Consider the following 20,528-nt stretch of genomic DNA (forward strand, 5'->3'; position numbering starts at 1 on the left):
TCGCTTTCGCGGATCGACCAGGGGGACGGGGATGAGCACCGAGCCGCAGCGGCCCGCGTCCCGCATCACGGAGGCCCTCCTCCCGCAGGAGCGCCCCGCACCCCCCGCGACACCGCTGGCCACGGCCCCGCCCGCGCCCCGGGCCGCCGAGCGCCCCGTCTCCCGCATCACCGAGGCCCTGCTGCCCGCCGAGCGCCCCGCCGCGACCCCGCCGGTGCCCCCCGCCGCGACCCCACCCGAGCGCCCCGCGGCGCCTCCGGCGGTGCGCCCCGGCGCGCAGCCGTTGCCGCCCGAGCAGCCGTCCCCCGGCGCCGAGGCCCCCGTCGAGACCACCACCCGGCTCCGTCCCGTCCGCGACGACCGCCCGTCCCCGCCCGCCGGACAGGTACGCGCCGGCCGTCCCGCCCCGGCCGCCGGGCCCGCACCCGCCTACCGGCCCGCCGCGGATCCCCGTCCCGCCCCGCCCGCGGGCGCGCACGTCACCCCGGGCCACGTCCACGACGCCTGGGCCCTCTCCGCGGAGACCCCCTTCGAGACCACCACCCGGCTGCGGCCCGTCCGGGAGCGCGGCACCGCGCGGCTCGCGGGTGCCGTGGCCTGCGCCGTGCTCGCGCTCGGGCTGGTCGGCGGGGCGCTCACCGGCGCCGTCCTCGCCGGCAGCGGCGCGGGGGAGCCCGCCGAGCCGGCCGGCTACACCCAGGCCCGCGCGCTCTGGCACAACGCGCCCGTCGACACCCTCTTCCCGCGCACCCTCACCGGCGCGTCCGCCGGCCCCGGCGGCTCCGCCCGCACCTGGACCCGGATCGTCGTCGCGCCCGACGCCCCCTGCACCGCCACCACCCTGCCCAAGGCCCTGAACACGACCCTCGCCACCATCGGCTGCGACCGCGTCCTGCGCGCCACCTACACCGACGCGACCTCCTCGCACGTCGTCACCGTCGCCCTCGTCTTCACCCAGGCCGACCCGGCCACCATGCGCACCCTCGGCTCCCGCGCCGCCGACGAGGCGCCGCCCGCCCTGGCGGCCCCGGGCACGGTCGCCGCCGGCTTCGGCCCCCCGCAGCGGGCCAGCTGGTGGCGGCACGTCCTGACCGACCTGCCCGTCGTCGTGACCGCCGTGTCCGGCTTCGCCGACGGCCGCGCCGTCGCCGAACCCGAGCCGGCGGAGCGCGCCATGACGCCCAAGCGGACCACCGCCGTCGCCCAGGCAGGCCTCGGCCACGAGGCGAAGGGCGTCGCGGACGCCGTCGAGCGCACCCTGCGCCGCACCGTCGCCGGCACCGTCGAGGAGGACCAGCGGTGACCCCGCGCCGTACCGCCGCCGCCCTGCTCGCCGCCGCCTTCGCCGTCCTCCCCGCGACGGCCTCGCCCGCGTACGCCGACACCATCCGCGCCCGCCAGTGGGGCCTCGACGCCCTGCACACCGGCAGGGCCTGGCAGACCACCCGCGGCGAGGGCGTCACCGTCGCCGTCCTCGACACCGGCGTCGACGCCACCCACCCCGACCTCGCCGGATCCGTTCTGCCCGGCACCGACCTGGTCGGCTTCGGCGCCTCCAGCGGGGACCGCGCCTGGGCCCGCCACGGCACCGCGATGGCCGGGATCATCGCCGGTCACGGCCACGGACCCGACGCCCAGGACGGCGTCCTCGGCGTCGCCCCCGAGGTCCGCATCCTGCCGGTGCGCGTGATTCTCGAAGGCACCGACAAGCTGCGCGACAAGGCCCGCAAGACCCGTGGCACCGCCCTCGCCGAGGGCATCCGCTGGGCCACCGACCACGGCGCCGACGTCATCAACCTCTCCCTCGGCGACGACTCCGAGTCGGCCCACCCCGACGCCGGTGAGGACGCCGCCGTCCAGTACGCCCTCTCCAAGGGCGTCGCCGTCGTCGCCTCCGCCGGCAACGGCGGCGAGAAGGGCGACCACATCTCCTTCCCCGCCGCCTACCCCGGCGTCATCGCCGTCGCCGCCGTCGACCGCTGGGGCACCCACGCCTCCTTCTCCACCAGCCGCTGGTACGCCACGGTCAGCGCGCCCGGCGTCGACATCGTCATCGCCGACCCGGACCGGCGCTACTACGAGGGCTGGGGCACCAGCGCCGCCGCCGCGTTCGTCTCCGGCGCCGTGGCCCTGGTCCGCTCCGCCCACCCCGACCTGACCCCCGGCCAGATCAAGCGCCTCCTCGTCGACACCGCCCGCAGCCGTCCCAAGGGCGGGCGCAGCGACGAGAAGGGATACGGCACGGTCGACCCGGCCGCCGCGATCGAGGCGGGCGGGGCGCTGAAGGCCGCCGACCCGAAGACCGCCGTGGCCGGCTTCCGGGGCCGGTACTTCGGCCCGGGCCCGCAGGCCGCGCCCGAGGAGAGCCACCCCGTCGGACTGCTCGCCCCCCTCGCCGGCGGCGTCGGCGTCCTCTTCCTGGCCGCCGCGGTCGCCCTCTGGCGGGGCAGCCGAAGCCGCTGAACCCCCGGCGGTTAGGCTCGGGGCGTGGCGCTCAAGAACATCCCCGACCCCGGTTTCTCCGACGACGACGGCACCGCCGACCCGCGGCTCGCCGCGGCCCTGGCGGCCTGGGCGGAGGACAGAACCGCCCACGGTCCCGTCCTCGAGGCCCTGCGCGGAGCCCGGCTCCTGGTCCCGGTCGTCGCCGTCCTCGGCGAGGTCGAGGTGGACCCCGTGACGGGACTCAAGCAGGAGAAGTCGAGCGACATGGCGGTGCCCACGCTGACCGCGGGGGACCGGCGGGCGCTGCCCGCGTTCACCTCGATCGCCTCGCTCGCCCTGTGGGACCCGGCCGCCCGGCCGGTCGCCGTGCCGCTGCACCAGGCGCTCGCGGCCCTCGCCCACGAGAAGGCCGACACCCTGGTGCTAGACCTGGCGGGCCCGGTGCCCTACCAGGTGACCGGCTCCGCGCTGCTCGCCCTCGCCGAGGGCCGCACGAGTACGGACCCCCTGGACGACCCTGCGGTACGGGACGCGGTCCGCGCCGCCGTCGCCGCCGAGCCGGCCGTCCTGCGCGCCCACCTGGGCCCCGGCGCAGCCGACGGCACCCTGGCGCTGGTCCTCGCCGACGACGCCGCCCCGGCGGAGGCCGCCCAGCGCGTGGCCCGTGCCCTGGCCGCCGACGAAACACTGAGGGCCCGCCTGGTGCGCGGCCTCGACCTGGCACTCCTGCCGGCCGCGGCCACGCCTCCCGGCGAGCCCTTCTACGTAAAGAACTGACCCGTACCCCGCCCGGGGCTACCCCTGTACCCCCGTCGTCCCGACGGGCCGGAGCGGAGACCCTGCTACCCGTACACCGGCCCCGTGGCTGCGGTCTCCCGGGGGGCGCCCCCGTACCCCCGTCGCCCCGACGGCCGGGGCGGAGACCCCGGGGCGGAGACCCTGCTATCCGTACCCCGGCCCCGTAGCTGCGGTCTCCCGGGGGGCGACCCCCGTACCCCCGTCGTCCCGACGGCCGGGGCGGAGACCCCGGGGCGGAGACCCTGCTACCCGTACACCGGCCCCGTGTACTTCTCGCCCGGGCCCTGGCCCGGCTCGTCCGGGACGAAGGAGGCCTCGCGGAAGGCGAGCTGGAGGGACTTCAGGCCGTCGCGCAGCGGGGCCGCGTGGAAGGAGGAGATCTCCGTCGCGCCCGCGTCGAGCAGGCCGGCGAGGGCGTGGATCAGCTTGCGCGCCTCGTCGAGGTCCTTGTGCTCGTCGCCCTCCTCGGTGAGGCCGAGCTTCACCGCCGCGGCGCTCATCAGGTTGACCGCGACCGTCACGATCACCTCGACCGCGGGGACCTCGGCGATGTCGCGGGTCATGGCCTCGAAGTCGGGGTTGTCGGAGGTGTCGGTGGACTCGTGCTGGGGCGTCTCGCTCATGCCTCACACGATAAGCGGACCGACGGTTCGCGCCGACCGGCGGGTCCTGCTAACCTGGTGTAACGACCGGCCGGACACGTGCGTGCCCGGCCCACAAGTGGAGGCTCCGACTTCCCACCTGGCCACCCCTCGGGGTGGCGGGTCACCGGTCAGGCGGTCCCCATCGTTCCGTACGGACGATGGAGCCGCCCGATGCGCGCCCCGCGGTTGACCGCGGCGGTGCTCCGGTTTTCCTTGGAGCCCCGCCTGTGTCCCGTCGGGGCATTTTTCTTGTTCCCGCTCGGTTGGTCTCAACAGTCTTACCGTGACGTGTCCGTCCGCCAGGCGGTCGCGTGGTGCAACCGAGGAGGATCCATCAGCGCCGAGCCCCGCATCAACGAGCGGATTCGCGTTCCCGAGGTGCGTCTTGTCGGCCCCAGCGGCGAGCAGGTGGGCATCGTCCCCCTTGCCAAGGCCCTGGAGCTCGCACAGGAGTACGACCTCGATCTGGTTGAGGTCGCGGCGAACGCCCGTCCGCCCGTGTGCAAGCTCATGGACTACGGGAAGTTCAAGTACGAGTCGGCCATGAAGGCCCGTGAGGCGCGCAAGAACCAGGCGCACACGGTCATCAAGGAGATGAAGCTCCGGCCGAAGATCGACCCGCACGACTATGACACCAAGAAGGGTCACGTCGTCCGGTTCCTCAAGCAGGGTGACAAGGTCAAGATCACGATCATGTTCCGTGGTCGTGAGCAGTCCCGGCCGGAGCTCGGTTACCGACTGCTGCAGCGCCTCGCGGAGGACGTTCAGGAGCTTGGCTTCATCGAGTCCAACCCGAAGCAGGACGGCCGGAACATGATCATGGTTCTCGGTCCTCACAAGAAGAAGACCGAGGCCATGGCCGAGGCTCGCGAGGCCCAGGCCGCGCGCAAGGCCGAGCGCCAGGGCGGTTCGTCCGAGGTGGCCGAGGCCGACGAGCCTGCCGCCGAGGAGGCCCCGGCCGAGCAGGCTTCGGCCGACACGTCGGCCGAGAACGCCGAGGCGTGATCCCGTGGGGCTGTCTCCGGACAGCCCCGGGGTTCCGCCCGGAACCACCAAACGAAGAACTGACGCTCCCGGTTGTCCGGTGCCCGCACCGGGGGAGCGCCACTGACGAGGAGATAACGGCGCTATGCCGAAGAACAAGACGCACTCCGGTGCCAAGAAGCGCTTCAAGGTCACCGGCTCCGGCAAGATCCTGCGCGAGCGCGCCGGCAAGCGCCACCTGCTCGAGCACAAGTCGTCCAAGCTGACGCGTCGCCTCACCGGCAACGCCGAGATGGCCCCGGGTGACTCCGCCAAGATCAAGAAGATGCTGGGCATCTGATCTGATCTCCCGCCCTCGGCGACGAGGGCATCCGGCACCGTCCGGGACCCATCCGTTTTCCGGGTCGTGTGAGGACCACCACGACCCCGCTACAAGGAGTTAAGAAGTGGCACGCGTCAAGCGGGCAGTCAACGCCCACAAGAAGCGCCGGGCGATCCTCGAGCAGGCTTCCGGCTACCGCGGTCAGCGTTCGCGCCTCTACCGCAAGGCCAAGGAGCAGGTCACCCACTCGCTGGTCTACAACTACAACGACCGCAAGAAGCGCAAGGGCGACTTCCGTCAGCTGTGGATCCAGCGCATCAACGCTGCCGCCCGTCTGAACGGCATGACGTACAACCGCCTCATCCAGGGTCTGAAGGCCGCCAACATCGAGGTGGACCGCAAGATTCTCGCCGAGCTGGCCGTCAACGACTCCAACGCGTTCGCCGCGCTGGTCGAGGTCGCGCAGAAGGCCCTCCCGGCCGACGTCAACGCCCCGAAGGCCGCCGCCTGATCTTCCAGGCCGCAGTACTTCTGCCGGACCCGCAGGCCTCGCGCCTGCGGGTCCGGCGCGTTGAGCGCCCCCTCGCCCCACCGCTGCCGTCCACGAGTCAGAGAGCCGCAGGCACATGTCCACCCCCGAGCTGATCTCCCCGCGTTCGCCGCGCGTCGTCGCCGCCCGGCGGCTCGCCAAGCGCAACTTCCGGGGCAAGGACCGCCTCTTCATCGCCGAGGGCCCGCAGGCCGTCCGTGAGGCCGTGCACCACCGGGGCAGCACCGGTGAGCCCACCCTCGTCGAGCTCTTCACGACCGTCGAGGCCGCCGAGCGCTACGACACCATCGTCGACGCCGCCCGCGCCGCCGGCGCCCGCGTCCACCATGCCTCCGACGCCGTCCTCGCCGAGGTCTCCCAGACCGTCACCCCGCAGGGCCTCGTGGGCGTCTGCCGCTTCCTCGACTCCCCGTTCGAGGAGATCATCGCCGCCCGGCCCAAGCTGGTCGCCGTCCTCGCCCACGTCCGCGACCCCGGAAACGCCGGCACCGTGCTGCGCTGTGCCGACGCGGCCGGCGCCGACGCCGTGATCCTCACCGACGCCTCCGTCGACCTGTACAACCCCAAGTCCGTCCGCGCGTCCGTCGGCTCCCTCTTCCACCTCCCGGTCGCCGTCGGCGTCCCGGTCGAGCAGGCCGTCGCGGGCCTCAAAGCCGCCGGCGTGCGCATCCTCGCCGCGGACGGCGCCGGTGACGACGACCTCGACGCCGAGCTGGACGCGGGCACCATGGGCGGCCCCACCGCCTGGGTCTTCGGCAACGAGGCCTGGGGGCTGCCCGAGGAGACCCGGGCGCTCGCCGACGCCGTCGTCCGCGTCCCGATCCACGGCAAGGCCGAGAGCCTCAACCTCGCGACCGCCGCCGCCGTGTGCCTGTACGCCTCCGCGCGCGCCCAACGCCCCCGAACCACCGCCTGAGGACTCCACCGGGCCCCCCGCGCCTAGTAGGGTGACGCACTCGGGCCCACTGCGGTACACGGAGGGGTGGGATTACGGGGATGACGGTCGGCACGGGCAGTCCCGCACAGGCACGGAGCACCGGGACCCATGAGCCGGAACCGCCGCGCACGGCGGCGCAGGCCGCCACGCCGGAACCCTCCCGCGTGACGGAGCAGGCGCCCGCGCCGCCCGGGACCGACGGCTCCGGAACACCCGCGCCCACCGGAACCGGCCCCGCGGCCGGGCCCGCTCCGGGCGACGGCCTCGGCATCGATCCCGACGAACTGCCCGACGGTCTCGTCGTCGCCGACGAGACCGGCCGGATCATCTGCTTCAACGCCGCCGCCGCCCGGATCACCGCCGTACCGCCCGCCGCCGCGCTCGGCCGGCTCCTCGACGAGGCGCTGCCCCTGGAGGACCTCAAGGGCCGCCGCTGGTGGCCGCTCACCGACCCGTACGGCGGGCTCGCCACCCGCCGGGGCCAGCCCGAGCGGAATCTCCTGCTGCCCGGCGGGCGCGAGGTGCTCGTCTCCGCCCGTTACGTCCGCGCCCGCCCCACCGGACCGGTGCGGCGGGTCGTCGTCTCGCTGCGCGGCACCGAGGCCCGGCGCCGCACCGAGCGCAGCCACGCCGAGCTCATCGCGACCGTCGCGCACGAGCTCCGCTCGCCGCTCACCTCCGTGAAGGGCTTCACCGCCACCCTCCTCGACAAGTGGGAGCGCTTCACGGACGACCAGAAGCGGCTGATGCTGGAGACCGTCGACGCCGACGCCGGCCGCATCAAGCGCCTCATCGCCGAACTCCTCGACATCTCACGGATCGACTCCGGCCGCCTGGAGGTGCGCCGCCAGCCCGTCGACATCGCCGCCGCCGTCGGCCGGCACGTCCACGCGCACACCACCGGCGGCCAGTCCCCGGACCGATTCTTCGTCCGGGTCAGGCCCGGCCTGCCCGAGCTGTGGGCCGACCCCGACAAGATCGACCAGATCCTCGGCAACCTCCTCGAAAATGCGGTGCGCCACGGCGAGGGAACCGTCACCATCGAGGTGGCACCCACCACGGCCACCACCGACGGAGAGAAGGGGACGGAGGTCACCGTGAGCGACGAAGGCCCCGGTATCCCCGAGGAGTCGATGGGCCGTGTCTTCACCCGCTTCTGGCGGGGCAGCAAGCGCGGCGGCACCGGCCTGGGCCTCTACATCGTCAAAGGCGTCGTCGAGGCCCACGGCGGCACGATCACCGTCGGACGCGGTCCCCGCGGCGGGGCCGAGTTCCGATTTATGCTGCCCGTCGGCACCCCGGCACACCTCCTCTGACGTCACCCGCGACGTCTCCTCCCCGTCTCGACTGACGAGACCGCACGAGGTCAGGAGCCGCTCGGGCCGCCCACGGGCTCAAACGCGTCCCACGACCCCGTTAGACTCGTCCTTTGGCACGTTTGCGCCCTTGACGTCGAGCGGGGCCGCCCAGCCAGCCAACGGAAGCACGGGAAGAGATGTCGGCACCCAATAAGTCGTACGACCCGGTCGAGGTCGAGGCCTTGAAACCGGAAGAGATCGAGCGCATGCGGGACGAGGCGCTCGCCGCCTTCGCCGCCGCAGGCGACCTCGACGCGCTCGCCCACGCGAAGACCGCGCACACCGGCGGCACCTCGCCGCTGGCGCTCGCCAACCGCGAGATCGGCGCCCTGCCCCCGCAGGCCAAGGCCGCTGCCGGCAAGCTCGTGGGTCAGGCCCGCGGCGCCGTCTCCAAGGCACTGGCCGCCCGCCAGGCCGAGCTGGAGGCCGAGCGCGACGCGCGCGTCCTCGTCGAGGAGGCCGTCGACGTCACCCTGCCGTACGACCGGATCCCGGCCGGTGCCCGCCACCCGCTGACCACCTTCATGGAGCGCGTCGCCGACGTCTTCGTGTCGATGGGCTACGAGGTCGCCGAGGGCCCCGAGGTCGAGGCCGAGTGGTTCAACTTCGACGCCCTGAACTTCGTGCCGGACCACCCGGCGCGCCAGATGCAGGACACCTTCTTCGTCCAGGGAACCACCCCGGACGGAACGGCCGTCACCACGGGCGACGAGTCCGGTGTCGTGCTGCGGACGCACACCTCGCCGGTGCAGGCCCGCACGCTCATCGACCGGGAACCCCCGGTCTACGTGGTGTGCCCCGGCCGCGTCTACCGCACCGACGAGCTCGACGCGACCCACACCCCGGTCTTCCACCAGATCGAGCTGCTGGCCGTCGACGAGGGCCTGACGATGGCGGACCTCAAGGGCACCCTGGACCACATGGTCCAGGCGCTCTTCGGACCCGACATGAAGACCCGGCTCCGCCCGAACTTCTTCCCCTTCACCGAGCCGTCCGCCGAGATGGACATGCTCTGCTACGTCTGCCGCGGCGAGTCCGTCGGCAACCCCGACCGCCCGTGCCGCACCTGCGGCAGCGAGGGCTGGATCGAGCTCGGCGGCTGCGGCATGGTCAACCCGAAGGTGCTCGTCGCCTGCGGTGTGGACCCCGAGAAGTACAGCGGATTCGCCTTCGGGTTCGGCATCGAGCGGATGCTGATGTTCCGCCACAACGTCGAAGACATGCGAGACATGGTCGAGGGTGACGTCCGGTTCACCCGGCCGTTCGGGATGGAGATCTGATGCGGGTCCCGCTTTCCTGGCTGCGGGAGTACGTCGACCTGCCGGCGACGGAGACCGGCCGTGACGTGCAGGCCAAGCTCATTTCGGCAGGACTCGAGGTCGAGACCGTCGAGCAGCTCGGCGCGGGCCTCACGGGCCCGCTGGTGGTCGGCAAGGTCCTCACGATCGAGGAGCTGACGGAGTTCAAGAAGCCGATCCGCTTCTGCACCGTCGACGTCGGCCAGGCCAACGGCACCGGCGAGCCCCAGGAGATCATCTGTGGCGCCCGGAACTTCGCCGAGGGCGACAAGGTCGTCGTGGCCCTGCCCGGCGCCGTGCTGCCCGGCGACTTCCGCATCGCCGAGCGCAAGACCTACGGCCGCGTCTCCCGGGGCATGATCTGCTCCGGCGACGAGCTCGGCATGGGCGACGACGGCACGCACGGCATCATCGTGCTGCCGCCGGAGCACGAGGTCGGCATCGACGCCACCGTCCTCCTGGAGCTGTACGACGAGGTCCTCGACATCGCCGTCACCCCGGACCGCGGCTACTGCCTCTCCCTGCGCGGCGTCGCCCGCGAGACCGCCATCGCGTACGGCCTGCCGCTGCGCGACCCGGCGCTGCTCGACGTGCCCGCGCCGAACGCGTACGGCTACCCGGTCCGGATCGCCGACCCGATGGGCTGCGACCGGTTCACGGCCCGCACGGTCGTCGGTCTCGACCCCGAGGCCCGCTCCCCGATCTGGCTGCAGCGCCGTCTCCAGAAGGTCGGCATGCGCCCGATCTCGCTCGCGGTCGACGTCACCAACTACGTGATGCTCGAACTCGGGCAGCCGCTGCACGCCTACGACCGCAGCCGCATCGACGGCCCCATCGGGGTCCGCCGTGCCGCCGAGGGCGAGAAGATCACCACGCTCGACGGTGCCAAGCGCGTCCTCGACTCCGGGGACCTGGTCATCACCGACAACCGCGGTCCCATCGGGATCGCGGGTGTCATGGGCGGCGCCGACACGGAGATCGCCGACCCGGTGACCGACCCGGAGACCGGCGTCGTCACCGGCACCACCGAGGTCGTCATCGAGGCCGCGCACTTCGACGCGATCTCGATCGCGCGTACGGCCCGCCGGCACAAGCTGTCCTCCGAGGCGTCCCGGCGCTTCGAGCGCGGTGTCGACCCGCAGGCCGCCGCCGCGGCCGCGCAGCGCACGGTCGACCTGCTCGTGCTGCTCGCGGGCGGCACGGCCGAGGTCGGCGTCACCGAGGTCGTCGCCCCGTCCGCGCCCCACTCGATCACCATGCCGGCGAACCACCCCGACCGGGTCGCGGGCGTCGACTACGGCCGTGAGACCGTCGTCCGCCGCCTCCAGGAGATCGGCTGCGACGTCTACGGCCAGGACGAGCTCGTCGTCACCGTCCCGTCGTGGCGGCCCGACCTCTACGTGCCGAACGACCTGGCCGAGGAGGTCATCCGGCTGGAGGGCTACGAGAACCTGCCCTCCACGCTGCCCAAGCCCCCGGCGGGCCGTGGCCTCACCGAGCGCCAGCGCGTCCACCGCCGGGTGGGCCGCACGCTCGCCGGCGCCGGCTACGTCGAGGCGCTGAACTACCCCTTCATCGGCGAGCAGGTCTTCGACCAGCTCGGCCTGGACGCGGACGACGCCCGCCGCCGGGTCGTGAAGCTGGTCAACCCGCTCTCCGACGCGGAGCCCGCGCTCCGTACGACGCTGCTGCCGGGCCTGCTCGGCGCGCTGCGCCGCAACGACGGCCGCGGCAGCCACGACCTGGCGCTCTTCGAGACGGGCCTGGTCTTCCGGCCCGTCGAGGGCCAGCCGGGTGTGGCCGTCCGCCTGGGCGTCGACGGGCGCCCGTCCGACGAGGAGATCGCCCGCGTCAACGCCGCGCTGCCCGCGCAGCCGCGCCGCGCGGCCGTCGTCCTCGCCGGCGCGCGCGAGCAGGCCGGCTGGTGGGGCAAGGGGCGTCCGTCCGACTGGGCCGACGCCATCCAGGCCGCCCGCCTGGTGGCCGCCGAGTCCGGCGCGGAGCTGCTGATCGACGCCGACCAGCACGCCCCGTGGCACCCGGGCCGCTGCGCCTCGTTCCACGTGGTGATCGACGGCGTGAAGACCCTCGCGGGTCACGGCGGCGAGCTCCACCCGCGCGTGGTCAAGGCGCTCGGCCTCCCGGCCCGCACCTGCGCGATGGAACTGGACCTGGACATCCTGGAGCGCGCGAGCTCGGGCCCCCTCAAGGCCCCGCGCATCTCCGCGTTCCCGGTCGCCACCCAGGACGTCGCCCTGGTCGTCGACAAGGACGTCCCGTCCGCCGTGGTCGAGTACCACCTGGCCGGCGGGGCGGGTGAACTCCTGGAGTCCATCCGGCTGTTCGACGTCTACACCGGTGACCAGATCGGGGAGGGCAAGAAGTCCCTGGCCTACGCCCTCCGCTTCCGCGCACCCGACCGCACCCTGACGGTCGAGGAGGCCACGTCCGCCCGCGACGCCGCGGTCGCCGCGGCGGCGGAGCACACGGGCGCGGTGCTCCGCGGCGCCTGAGCCGGCGCCACGCGGCACGCGTGACACGAGGGGCCCCGCCCCGGGCGACGACCCGGGGCGGGGCCCCTCGCCGTTCCCTGGACGCCCCTCGGAGACCGCTCACTCCTTCGGGTGAGTTCTCCGGGGGACGTTCCCCCCTGTCCCACCGCCCGCGAGAATCGACGCGGTCACAGGGGCGGGCCCGTGTGCCGCAGGGCCTCCGGGCGCCGGCCTGCCTCGGGAGGGGCCGTGGATGTTCGGTGACAGGGCGTCGGCCGCCGAAGGCTGCCGACCGCTGTGGACGGCCTCCTCGTCGTGCGCGACGACCGGATACGGGTTCCGGCGCAGCCCGCCGAACCCGGGCTGCGCCGTACCCGGCCCACGCCCTCCCCTCACTCGGGGACAGGGACTGGCCGGCGCCGCCCGCGCTGCCACGGAGTGTCGGGCAGATCAACAGCGCGGGCGGCGCGCCGACCGGGCGGCCGCACTGTACGAGGGGGAGCCGGCGGCCCGGTCCTCGCCCTTCGGCGAGGGAGCCAAGTCAACCCGTACCGGGGTGACTTCGACACCGTGCGCGGAAGGGGACAACGAGTACTTCGTTCACACCCCGTGCGAAACCCTCCCTCAGTAGTCTGAGTCCCCCTCGGCACCGGAGCGGTCCCATGCAGCCCAACACCCTGCTCGACGCCCTGCTCGACGAAGCGGGCATCTCGCACGCCGGTCTCGCCTCCCGGGTGAACCAGGCGGGGCGGGCCCGGGGCCTCGCCCTGCGCTACGAACACACCGCCGTCGCCCGCTGGCTGAAGGGGCAGCGGCCCCGTGGTCAGGTGCCCGACCTGATCTGCGAGGTGCTGACCGGGCGCCTGCGCCGCGCCGTGACGCTCGACGACATCGGCCTCGGCGTGCCCGGGGCCGGCCTGCCCGCACCCGGCACCCCGCTCTCCGGCTTCGTCGAGCGGGCCACCGCCCTCTGGCGCTCCGACGAGCAGCGGCGCCCCCACATCCGCGACGCCCAGGCGGTGACCGGGACCCCGGCGGTGATGCCCGTGTGGGAGTGGGAGAACCCGCCGGAGGACGTCGACGTCTCCCGCGAAGGCCGCACCCCCGTCTCGGCCGCCGACGTCGTGATGCTGAGCGCCGCCCGCGCGCACTACGAGCAGATGTACCGCAGGGCCGGCGGCCTGGCCACGCGCGCCCGGATCGTCGGCTTCCTCAACGCCGAGTCCGCCCCGCTGCTGCGCGGCACCTACGGCGACGCGCTCGGCCGCCGGCTGCACCGGGCGGTCGGCGGTCTGGTGGCGGTGGCCGGCATCTGCGCGTACGACTCCGACGCCCAGGGGCTCGCCCAGCGCTACTTCCACCAGGCGCTCCGGCTCGCGAAGGCCAGCGGCGACCGCGGACTCGGCGCCTACGTGGTCGCCCTGCTGGTCAACCAGTCGCTCTTCATGGGGGAGTACCGGCAGGCGGTGGCCTTCGCCGAGGCGGCACTGCGCTCGGCGGGGCGCGAGATCACCCCCGCGCTCGCCGCCGATCTGACGGCCATGCAGGCGAAGGCGTACGCCCACCTGGGCGATGGTGGCTCGGCGTTGGCCTGCATCCGGCGGGCCGAGGCGGAGGCGGAGCGGATCAGCCCCGGCAGCGAGCCCGCCGAGACCGGCTACGTCCAGCCGGGCCTCGTCAACGTCCAGGTCGCCGAGGCCCTGCTCAGTCTGGGGGAAATCGCCGCCGCCCACGAGCACGCGGAGGCGGCCGTCGGGACCCCGGCCCACGACCGCGGGCGGGTGCACCGGCTCGCGATGCTCTGCCAGATCGAGCTGCGTGGGGGCGAACCGGACCGGGCCGCCCTGACGGCCGTGGAGATGACGGAGCGGGCGCGCGGGATGGAGTCGCGGCGGCTGCGGGACCGGCTGCGGCTGGTGCGGGAGCAGCTGCTGGCGAGCGGGGGAGGGGAGGCCCGCGCGGCCGCGGAGCTCATCGGCGGTGCGCTGCGCGTGCCGCTGTGAGGGCCCGCGTGGACGGTGCGAGGTCGCGGGCCTGCCGGGTCCGGGACGCGCCGCCCCGGGGGTGCGGGGCGCTTGGCGTGCCGCGGTGAGGACGCGTGCGTGCCGGCCCGAGCGCCGTCGTCCGGCGGTACGGGGTCCTGTCGGGCCGTGGTGAGGACCGGTGCGCGCCGTGGCGAGGTCTCCGCCGACGGTGCGCTGTGCGTGCCCCCGTGAGCTTTTCCTTGCGACCGTGGGGTAGCTGCGATATTGCCACCAAGTAATCACCGACCAGTCGGAAGGTGGCAAAAACGTGCAGTGGACGAAATTAAGTGAACATCCCGTCTATGAGAACCGCTGGTTCCGGGTCAACCTGGCGGACGTCGAACTCCCCGACGGCCGCCATCTCGACCACTACCTGATCCGGCTCCGCCCCGTCGCCGCCGCGACCGTCGTCAACGACGCCGACGAGGTCCTGCTGCTCTGGCGCCATCGCTTCATCACCGACAGCTGGGGCTGGGAGCTGGCCGCCGGCGTCGTGGAGGACGGCGAGGACATCGAGGCCGCGGCGGCGCGCGAGATGGAGGAGGAGACCGGCTGGCGCCCGGGCCCGCTGCGCCCGCTCCTCACCGTCGAGCCGTCCAACGGCCTGACCGACGCCCGTCACCACCTCTACTGGAGCGAACAGGCGACCTGGACCGGACCGCCCCAGGACGCCTTCGAGTCCTCACGCCTGGAATGGGTGCCGCTCAAGTGCGTCCCCGACATGATCGCCCGCGGCGAGGTTCCCGCCGCCAACATGGCCGCGGGGCTGCTCATGCTGCGCCACCTGCGGCTCGGGTGACGCACGGGGCGCCGGGACGCAGGAGGCCGGACGCCAAAGGCCGGACGGCCCGTACCTGTGCGGTGTACGGGCCGTCCGGCGGCAGGGGAGAAACGTCCTCAGGGGTACAGGTAGAAGCCCGAGCCCGTCTTGCGGCCCAGCCGGCCCGCGTCCACCATCCGCTGCAGCAGCGGGGGAGCGGCGTACAGCGGCTCCTTGTACTCGGCGTACATCGAGTCGGCGATCGAGGCGATCGTGTCCAGGCCGATCAGATCCGACAGCTTCAGCGGCCCCATCGGGTGGGCGCAGCCGAACTCCATGCCGTTGTCGATGTCCTCGCGGCTGGCGATGCCCGACTCGAACATCCGGATCGCGGAGAGCAGGTACGGCACCAGCAGCGCGTTCACCACGAAGCCCGAACGGTCCTGCGCACGGATCGCGTGCTTGCCGAGGGTCTTCTCCGCGAAGAGCTGCGCGCGGCTGATCGTGCCCTCGGAGGTGGTGAGGGCGGGGATCAGCTCGACGAGCTTCTGCACCGGCGCCGGGTTGAAGAAGTGGATGCCGATGACGTTGTCGGGGCGGGAGGTCGCCACGGCCAGCTTCACCAGCGGGATGGAGGAGGTGTTGGAGGCCAGGATGGCGTCCGGGCGCGTCATCACCTGGTCGAGCACCTGGAAGATCTCGGTCTTGACCTGCTCGTTCTCCACGACCGCCTCGATCACGAGATCGCGGTCGGCGAACTCGCCCAGGTCGGTGGTGAAGCTGAGCCGCGCCAGCGTCGCGTCGCGCTCCTCCTCGCTGATCTTGCCGCGTTCGGCGGCCTTCGAGAGCGAGTTGAAGAGCCGCGTGCGGCCGATCTCCAGCGCCTCGCCGGTGGTCTCGGCGACCTTCACCTCGAGACCGCTGCGGGCACACACCTCCGCGATGCCCGCGCCCATCTGGCCGCAGCCCACCACTCCGATGCGCTCAATGTCGGCCATGGAGTCCGTCACCTCGTGCCTTTCGCTGTTTCCTGGCGGCGGGCCCGTGTGATTCCGGTGCGTCCGCCTCGACCCCACGACGTTACTCCCGACGGAGCGGATGATCGATCGTTCTGAGCGGGGCATGCTCTCCCAGGAGCTGTGACGTATCCGATAGCGAGGGGTGACAAATGCCGCCGATCGGTAGAAGAGGGTTCGTGGCGGGGGTGACTCTCGCGACGCTCGGACCCGGAGGAAGGGCGGGGGCGGAGACGGGAGGGACGCGGACGGAGGGAACCGGGCCGAGAGGCGGGTCAGCGGGAGGGGCCGGGACGAGGGGCACGGCGCCCGGCGCCGCCGGGAGCGCATCGGCTGGGCGGGATGCCGCCGCCTTCCGCGGCATGTGGATCGCCACCGTCGGCAACCGCGACTTCCCGTCCCGGTCCGGTCTCGCCGCAGCCGGGCAGCGCGCCGAGCTCCTCTCCCTGCTCGACCTCGCGGTCCGGCGCCGGATGACCGCCGTCGTCCTGCAGATCCGGCCGTCCGCCGACGCCCTGTGGCCCTCGCCGTACGAGCCCTGGGCCGCGTGCCTCACCGGCGTCCAGGGCCGGGATCCCGGCTGGGATCCGCTCGGCACCGCCGTCACCGAGGCGCACGCCCGCGGGCTGGAGCTGCACGCCTGGTGCAACCCGTACCGTGTCGCCTCCCACGCCGACCCCGGCCGGCTCGCGCCCGGCCATCCCGTGCGGCGCCACCCCGAGTGGGCGCTCACGTACGACGGCAGGCTGCTCTACAACCCCGGCCTGCCCGAGGTCCGGCGGCACGTCCAGGACGCCATGCTCGACGCCGTACGCCGCTACGACATCGACGCCCTGCACTGGGACGACTACTTCTACCCCTACCCGGTCGCCGGACAGGTGCTCGACGACGACGCGGCGTTCCGCCGGTACGGCGGCGGGTTCCCGGACCGGGCTGCCTGGCGGCGCCACAACACGGATCTGCTCGTCTCCGAGACGGCGGCGCGGATCAAGGAGATCAAGCCGCAGGTCGCCTTCGGCATCAGCCCCTTCGGGGTCTGGCGCGACGCCGCCGACGACCCCGCCGGCTCGGACACGCACGGGGGGCTCGCGACGTACGACCACCTGTACGCCGACACCCGCCGCTGGGTCCGGGAGCGGTGGATCGACTACGTGGTCCCGCAGCTCTACTGGAACATCGGCTTTCCCGCCGTCGACTACGCCAGGCTCGTGCCCTGGTGGGCGGAGGCCGTCCGCGGCACCGGCGTGCGGCTCTACCTCGGCGAGGCCCTCTACAAGGTCGGCGACCCCGCCCAGCCCGCGGCGTGGCAGGACCCGCGGGAGCTGGCCCGCCACGTCGCGCTGGCACGGACGTATCCCACCGTCGGCGGGCACTGCTACTTCGCCGCCAGAGAGGTCGCGAAGGACCCGCTCGGCGCCCTCACGGCCGCCGTCGCGGAGGGATAGGGCCTGTTCCGCCGGGCAGGCCCGGAGATCGTCCTCAGGCGGAGGGGCGTCGGGGGTGGACCCCCGGCGCCCGGGGATTCAGGCGCCCCCGGTCTCCCCGTGGTGGCGGACGACGGTGTCGGGGCCCGGCGACACGACGGCCTCGTGGCCGTCGTCGTCGAACTTCACGCGGAACGGGGGGTTGCCGTCATCCCCCAGCACCTTCAGGACCTTGGCCGTACGGTCGTGGTGGCCGACCGTACGGCCGTGCACGACCAGCTGGTCGCCCTCGGACGCACGCATCGATGACCTCCTCGCGGCTGTGCTTGCCCTACTCGGGGTCTACGTCTGCCATTGTGACGTGGGTCGTCCCACGCGTCGCGCCGAAGGCCCGCGTCAGCTCCTCGCGCGCTGGGTCACCGCGATGCAGACGAGCACCGCCCCGGCCGCCAGCGGCGCGGCCGGCGCGAGCTCCTCGCCGAGCACCGTCACCGACCAGACGAGGGTCAGCAGCGGCTGGGCGAGCTGCAGCTGGCTCGCGCGCGGGATGCCGATGGCCGCCATGCCCCGGTACCAGACGTAGAGGCCGAAGAACGTGGAACCGGCGGCCACCCAGACCAGCCCGGCGATCCCGTGGGCGGTGACGTGCACCGGCTCGTGGGCGAGGGCCACGGCGGCTCCGACGCCCATCAGCGGCAGACACAGCACCAGGGCCCAGCCGATCACCTGCCAGCCCGGCATCAGCCGCGCCAGCCGGCCGCCCTCGGTGTAGCCGGCGGCGCAGACCAGCAGGGCGCCGAAGAGGTAGAGGTCGCCGGTGGACAGCGCCCCGCCGCTCTGCTGGAGCGTGAAGGCGAGTACGACGACGGCTCCGGCGACGGCCGCGGCCCAGAACGCGCGGGACGGGCGCCGGCCGGTGCGGATCGCGGCGAACGTCGCCGTGGTCAGCGGCAGCAGACCCACGACCACCGCGGCGTGCGAGGTGGTGGCGGTCTGCAGGGCCAGGGTGGTCAGGAGCGGGAAGCCGACGACCACGCCGCCCGCGACGACCGCGAGCCCCGCCCAGTGCCGCCGGTCCGGCAGCGGAACCCGGCCCGCCAGCAGGAAGATGCCGGCGATGAGCGCGGCGAGGACCGAGCGGACGGCCACCAGGGACCACGGGCCGAAGCTCTCCAGGCCCCACACGGTGGAGGGGAAGGTGAGCGAGAAGGCGACCACTCCGAGCGCGGCGAGCAGGGTGCCGCTGCTCGGGGTGCGCCGGGTGACGGCGGCCGGGGCGCCGTCGGCGGCGCCCGTCCCGGCGGTCGCCACCCCGTCCGTCCCGGCCGGCCCCACACGGTCCGCCGTCGCGGCTCCGGCCACCCGGGGCGAGGTGACCGCTATCGTGTTCGGAGTAGTAGCGCTATTCTGTGCTCTCATGAATGAGCGTAGCAGTGTGGCCGAATTGGTGAAATCCCTGAAGGTCGAGCTGAACCGCTACTCGCCAGGTGAGAAGCTGCCGTCCAGTCGCACGCTGGTCGACCGCCACCGCGTCTCCCCGGTCACCGTCAGTCGCGCCCTCGCCCAGCTCGCCGCCGAGGGCCTCGTCGTCACCCGCCCCGGCGCCGGTGCCTACCGCGCCGAGCCCCGCTCCGCCGCCCCCGTCGCCGGCGACACCTCCTGGCAGGAGCTCGCGCTCAGCGCCGACGCCGGCGGCGAGCTCGCGCCCCGCGCGGTCGACGCCTCCGGGGTCCTCGTCACGCTCTCCGCGCCCCCGCCGGGCGTCGTCGAGTTCAACGGCGGCTACCTCCATCCCGCCCTCCAGCCCGAACGCGCCCTCGCCGCCGCCCTCGCCCGGGCCGGCCGCCGCCCCGGCGCCTGGGGCCGGCCGCCCGCCGACGGACTGCCCGAACTGCGCGAGTGGTTCGCCCGCGAGATCGGCGGCACCGTGACCGCCGCCGAGGTCCTCGTCACCGCCGGCGGCCAGTCCGCCATCACCACCGCGCTGCGCGCGCTCGCCGCGCCCGGCACACCCGTACTCGTCGAGTCCCCCACCTACCCCGGCATGCTCGCGGTGGCGCGTGCGGCCGGGCTGCGTCCCGTGCCGGTCCCCACCGACGCCGACGGCATCCGTCCCGACCTCCTCGAAGCCGCCTTCCGCGCCACCGGGGCACGGGTCGTGGTCTGCCAGCCGCTGTTCCAGAACCCGACCGGCGCCGTGCTCTCCGTCGAGCGGCGCGCCGCCGTCGTCCGGATCGCCCGCGCCGCGGGCGCCTTCGTCGTCGAGGACGACTTCGCCCGCAGGCTCGTCCACGAGGACGCCGGCCCGCTGCCGCCCACCCTCGCGGCCGACGACCCCGACGGCGTCGTCGTCCATGTCTGCTCGCTCACCAAGGTCACCTCGGCGAGCCTCCGGGTCGGCGCCCTCGCCGCGCGCGGACCCGTCCTCGAAAGGCTCCGCGCCATCCAGGTCGTCGACAGCTTCTTCGTGCCCCGGCCGCTCCAGGAGACCGCGCTCGAACTCGTCGGGGCGCCCGCCTGGAAGCGCCATCTGCGCTCCGTTTCCCAGGAGTTGAAGAACCGGCGGGACACCATGGCCGGCGCCGTCGGACTGCGGCTGCCCGAGTTCGCCGTGCCGCACGTGCCGTCCGGCGGCTACCACCTCTGGCTCCGGCTCCCCGACACCCTCTCCGAGAGCGAGCTGCTCCCCGCCGCCCTGCGCGCGGGCGTCGCCGCCGCCCCCGGGCGGCCCTACTTCTGCGCCGAGCCGCCGGCCGGGCACATCCGGCTGAGTTTCGCGGGTGTCGCCGGAGCGGCCGAGATCGTCGAGGGGGTGCGGAGGCTGCGTACGGCCGTCGACGAGATCACCCGCTGAGCCCGCCGGGCCCCGGGGGCGGCGGGAGCCGGCCGGCCGGCCGGGCTTCCGCGGCGCTCCGCCCGGTCCGCGCCCCGGGCACATTCGCCTGACATGGGACGGCGGCCCTGACAGCCTGCCGCCATGACCGACACCAGCACCTCGGAGGGCACCGTCATGCACGGGACGTACGAGATCTCAGCCGATCCCGCGCGGATCGACGCCGCCCGCGTCCACCACTGGCTCTCCACCGACACCTACTGGGCCATGGGCCGACCTCGGGAGAAGCAGGACCGGGCCATCGCCGGCTCGCTCAACTTCGGCGCCTACGCGACCGAGAGCGGCGAGATGGCCGCCTACGCGCGGATCGTCACCGACTACGCCACCTTCGCCTGGCTCTGCGACGTCTACGTCGACCGCCCGGCCCGTGGCACCGGCCTCGGCACCGCCCTCGTCGCCGCCGTACGCGACCACCTGGAGCCGTACGGGCTGCGCCGCATCCTGCTCGCCACCGCCGACGCGCACGGCGTGTACGAGAAGGTCGGATTCACGCCACTGCAGAATCCGGACAAGTGGATGGCTCTCGGACAGCAGTGACCGAGCCCGCCCCCTGACCTGGGCAATGACCTCTTGACCCGCGGGG

General features: G+C 73.8%; 19 protein-coding genes. 15 read left to right on the plus strand and 4 right to left on the minus strand.

Features of this window, described 5'->3' with window-relative positions:
- Positions 1-31 precede the first annotated feature (31 nt).
- Genes ACGF1Z_RS27755 through ACGF1Z_RS27765 form a run of 3 tightly spaced genes read left to right on the plus strand, consistent with a single transcriptional unit; the run spans position 32 to position 3,222 of the window.
- Positions 32-1,303: a hypothetical protein gene (locus tag ACGF1Z_RS27755; protein ID WP_393008589.1), complete on the plus strand. Its 1,272-nt coding sequence runs from the start codon at positions 32-34 to the stop codon at positions 1,301-1,303.
- The gene (gene mycP, locus ACGF1Z_RS27760; protein WP_393008591.1) at positions 1,300-2,463 is read left to right on the plus strand and encodes a type VII secretion-associated serine protease mycosin; all 1,164 of its coding nucleotides are present in this window, start codon (positions 1,300-1,302) and stop codon (positions 2,461-2,463) included. Before ACGF1Z_RS27755 ends, mycP begins: the two co-directional genes overlap by 4 nt.
- A gap of 24 nt (positions 2,464-2,487) precedes the next feature.
- Positions 2,488-3,222 (plus strand): SseB family protein, encoded by a 735-nt coding sequence (locus ACGF1Z_RS27765; RefSeq protein WP_393008593.1) that lies wholly within the window; start codon positions 2,488-2,490, stop codon positions 3,220-3,222.
- Between the two features lie 266 nt (positions 3,223-3,488).
- On the opposite strand, the gene ACGF1Z_RS27770 is transcribed toward ACGF1Z_RS27765, so the two are convergent.
- On the minus strand, positions 3,489-3,866 hold the full coding sequence (locus ACGF1Z_RS27770; RefSeq protein ID WP_393008595.1) for a DUF1844 domain-containing protein: 378 nt from the start codon (positions 3,864-3,866) through the stop codon (positions 3,489-3,491).
- Positions 3,867-4,175: 309 nt separating this feature from the next.
- Here ACGF1Z_RS27770 and infC point away from each other — a divergent pair, with 309 nt between their 5' ends.
- The 9 genes from infC to ACGF1Z_RS27815 all read left to right on the plus strand — a co-directional run bounded on the left by infC (position 4,176) and on the right by ACGF1Z_RS27815 (position 14,651).
- Positions 4,176-4,892, plus strand: coding sequence for a translation initiation factor IF-3 (gene infC, locus ACGF1Z_RS27775; RefSeq protein WP_393008597.1), 717 nt, complete (start codon positions 4,176-4,178; stop codon positions 4,890-4,892).
- 124 nt (positions 4,893-5,016) lie between these two features.
- On the plus strand, positions 5,017-5,211 hold the full coding sequence (rpmI, locus tag ACGF1Z_RS27780; protein ID WP_041128339.1) for a 50S ribosomal protein L35: 195 nt from the start codon (positions 5,017-5,019) through the stop codon (positions 5,209-5,211).
- A 106-nt stretch (positions 5,212-5,317) separates the two neighbouring features.
- The gene (gene rplT, locus ACGF1Z_RS27785) at positions 5,318-5,704 is read left to right on the plus strand and encodes a 50S ribosomal protein L20 (protein ID WP_225799578.1); all 387 of its coding nucleotides are present in this window, start codon (positions 5,318-5,320) and stop codon (positions 5,702-5,704) included.
- Between the two features lie 115 nt (positions 5,705-5,819).
- Positions 5,820-6,659, plus strand: coding sequence for a TrmH family RNA methyltransferase (locus ACGF1Z_RS27790; RefSeq protein ID WP_393008600.1), 840 nt, complete (start codon positions 5,820-5,822; stop codon positions 6,657-6,659).
- 80 nt (positions 6,660-6,739) lie between these two features.
- Positions 6,740-7,996 carry an ATP-binding protein gene (locus ACGF1Z_RS27795; protein WP_393008602.1) on the plus strand — a complete coding sequence of 419 codons (1,257 nt, stop codon included), beginning with the start codon at positions 6,740-6,742 and terminating at the stop codon, positions 7,994-7,996.
- A gap of 179 nt (positions 7,997-8,175) precedes the next feature.
- Positions 8,176-9,318 (plus strand): phenylalanine--tRNA ligase subunit alpha, encoded by a 1,143-nt coding sequence (gene pheS, locus ACGF1Z_RS27800; protein ID WP_393008604.1) that lies wholly within the window; start codon positions 8,176-8,178, stop codon positions 9,316-9,318.
- On the plus strand, positions 9,318-11,849 hold the full coding sequence (pheT, locus tag ACGF1Z_RS27805) for a phenylalanine--tRNA ligase subunit beta (protein ID WP_393008606.1): 2,532 nt from the start codon (positions 9,318-9,320) through the stop codon (positions 11,847-11,849). Before pheS ends, pheT begins: the two co-directional genes overlap by 1 nt.
- A gap of 641 nt (positions 11,850-12,490) precedes the next feature.
- Positions 12,491-13,831: a transcriptional regulator gene (locus ACGF1Z_RS27810; protein WP_393008608.1), complete on the plus strand. Its 1,341-nt coding sequence runs from the start codon at positions 12,491-12,493 to the stop codon at positions 13,829-13,831.
- Positions 13,832-14,120: 289 nt separating this feature from the next.
- On the plus strand, positions 14,121-14,651 hold the full coding sequence (locus ACGF1Z_RS27815) for an NUDIX domain-containing protein (RefSeq protein ID WP_393008610.1): 531 nt from the start codon (positions 14,121-14,123) through the stop codon (positions 14,649-14,651).
- A 98-nt stretch (positions 14,652-14,749) separates the two neighbouring features.
- On the opposite strand, the gene ACGF1Z_RS27820 is transcribed toward ACGF1Z_RS27815, so the two are convergent.
- Positions 14,750-15,610 (minus strand): 3-hydroxybutyryl-CoA dehydrogenase, encoded by an 861-nt coding sequence (locus ACGF1Z_RS27820; RefSeq protein ID WP_393008612.1) that lies wholly within the window; start codon positions 15,608-15,610, stop codon positions 14,750-14,752.
- A 170-nt stretch (positions 15,611-15,780) separates the two neighbouring features.
- Between ACGF1Z_RS27820 and ACGF1Z_RS27825 the strand changes: the two genes are divergently transcribed.
- Positions 15,781-17,073 carry a glycoside hydrolase family 10 protein gene (locus tag ACGF1Z_RS27825; protein WP_393008614.1) on the plus strand — a complete coding sequence of 431 codons (1,293 nt, stop codon included), beginning with the start codon at positions 15,781-15,783 and terminating at the stop codon, positions 17,071-17,073.
- Positions 17,074-17,151: 78 nt separating this feature from the next.
- Here ACGF1Z_RS27825 and ACGF1Z_RS27830 read toward each other — a convergent pair whose 3' ends face one another.
- Both ACGF1Z_RS27830 and ACGF1Z_RS27835 read right to left on the minus strand, forming a co-directional pair.
- Entirely contained in the window at positions 17,152-17,355 is a 204-nt protein-coding gene (locus tag ACGF1Z_RS27830) for a DUF1918 domain-containing protein (protein ID WP_393008616.1), read from the minus strand.
- A gap of 93 nt (positions 17,356-17,448) precedes the next feature.
- Positions 17,449-18,288 (minus strand): DMT family transporter, encoded by an 840-nt coding sequence (locus ACGF1Z_RS27835; RefSeq protein ID WP_393008936.1) that lies wholly within the window; start codon positions 18,286-18,288, stop codon positions 17,449-17,451.
- On the opposite strand from ACGF1Z_RS27835, the gene ACGF1Z_RS27840 reads away from it, so the two are divergent.
- Complete coding sequence (locus ACGF1Z_RS27840) at positions 18,170-19,906, plus strand: PLP-dependent aminotransferase family protein (protein ID WP_393008618.1); 1,737 nt, start codon at positions 18,170-18,172, stop codon at positions 19,904-19,906. The two genes, ACGF1Z_RS27835 and ACGF1Z_RS27840, sit on opposite strands and share 119 nt — an antisense overlap.
- Before the next feature lie 123 nt (positions 19,907-20,029).
- Positions 20,030-20,482, plus strand: coding sequence for a GNAT family N-acetyltransferase (locus ACGF1Z_RS27845; RefSeq protein WP_393008620.1), 453 nt, complete (start codon positions 20,030-20,032; stop codon positions 20,480-20,482).
- The last annotated feature ends 46 nt before the right edge of the window (positions 20,483-20,528 follow it).

It is taken from the genome of Streptomyces sp. NPDC048018 (genome assembly GCF_043202995.1).
In the GTDB taxonomy this organism is placed as follows: domain Bacteria; phylum Actinomycetota; class Actinomycetes; order Streptomycetales; family Streptomycetaceae; genus Streptomyces.